Below are 1,596 nucleotides of genomic sequence, written 5' to 3' on the forward strand. Positions count from 1 at the left end.
GAGCTTGCGCTTGACGTTCGGGGCCGCCCAGTACAGCAGGGCGACGATCACCGCGAAGAGCAGCACCATCACGGCCTCGCGCACTGCGCGAGGAACACCCCCGACATGCTGCCCTCGTGCTGTGCTCAGTGCCCCTCGTCCGGCGAGGTGACCAGGGGCCGGTGGTCGCCCCTATCCGGCGCCACCGGCTCGCCCGGGCGGGGCGCCGGCACCGCCCGGCGGTGGAACCGGTCCAGCAGCGGGCCCGTCATCACGGTGGTCACGATGGCCATCGTCACCATGGCGGTGAACATCTGGCCGTCCAGGACACCGAGCCCCAGACCCACGTTCAGGATGACCAGTTCCGTCAGCCCGCGGGCGTTCATCAGCACGCCCAGCACCGTGGCGTCCTGTCGGCTCGCGCCCGTCAGACCGGCCGCGCCCGCCGCGCCGAGGAACTTCCCGGCGCAGGCCACGACCAGCACCGCCACCAGGATGAGCACCCCGTTCCGGCCCAGCCCGCCGAGGTCCACGGACAGGCCGGTGACCACGAAGAACACCGGCAGCAGCAGCAGGCTGGCCTGCTCGACGCGTTCCGGCACCTCGGGTGCGCCGGCGTTCACCTCGGCCCGGGGCGCCACGGCCCCGAAGGCGAACGCCCCGAACACCGCGTGCAGTCCCATGGCCTCGGTCGCCCAGGCGCTCAGCAGCAGGCCCACGACCAGGACTGCTTGAGTGATCAGGGGGCCGGACCACACACGCGCCGGGGACAGGGCCCAGGCCAGGGCCGGCCGGACCACCCAGACCAGTGCCGCCATCAGCGCCGCACAGGAGAGGGCCATCCGCACCAGGGGCCAGGGGCCGGTGCTGCCCGCGAGCGCGACGACCACCGCGAGGACGATCCAGGCCAGGACGTCCTGGATCGCCGCGCAGGCCACCGCGACGACGCCCACCCGGTCCTTCTGCAGGCCGCGTTCGTCGATGATCCTGGCGAGCACCGGGAACGCGGTGATGGACATCGCCGCCCCGAGGAACAGGGCGGGCACGAGCAGGCCGTCCGTCTTCATGTGCGCACGGTCGAACCACGGGGTCAGCAGCACGGCCAGCCCGGCGCCCAGGGCGAACGGCAGGGCGACGGAGGTCAGCGACACGGCGGTGACCTGGGCCCCGTGGCGGCGCAGCCGGGCGACGTCGAACTCGTAGCCGACCCCGAACATGAACAGCACCAGGCCCAGTTGGGACAGGACCTGCAGATAGGGCCGGACGTCCGCGGGGAAGACCAGGCCGACCAGGTCTCCCGGCAGCAGCCCCAGCACGCTGGGACCGAGGACGACCCCGGCGACGATCTCACCGACGACGGCCGGCTGCCGCAGCCGCTGGGCCAGCCTGGAGAAGACGGACGCAGCGGCGACGATCAGTGCCAGCACGCACAGCAGACTCGCCGTGGCGGAAGGCGAGGGCCCGGCGGCAATGGTGTGTGATCCCAAGACTGCGACTCTCCCGAATCGATGGGGGAAGGAGAACGACGGCTGCGCGGAGCCGGTGCGGCGGGCGGGCCGCGGGCCCGAGATGACGGACGAGTGGACCCTCCCGCCGTGGTCGATGAGCCACTGGATG

The 1,596-nt window shown here is 72.6% G+C and carries 1 protein-coding gene; it reads right to left on the reverse strand.

Features of this window, described 5'->3' with window-relative positions; translation table 11 throughout:
- Window positions 1–125: 125 nt before the first annotated feature.
- On the reverse strand, window positions 126–1,406 hold the full coding sequence (locus ABZ261_RS29480) for a cation:proton antiporter (RefSeq protein WP_356864386.1): 1,281 nt from the start codon (window positions 1,404–1,406) through the stop codon (window positions 126–128).
- Window positions 1,407–1,596 lie beyond the last annotated feature (190 nt).

The organism is Streptomyces sp. NPDC006193 (assembly GCF_040613915.1).
GTDB lineage: Bacteria > Actinomycetota > Actinomycetes > Streptomycetales > Streptomycetaceae > Streptomyces.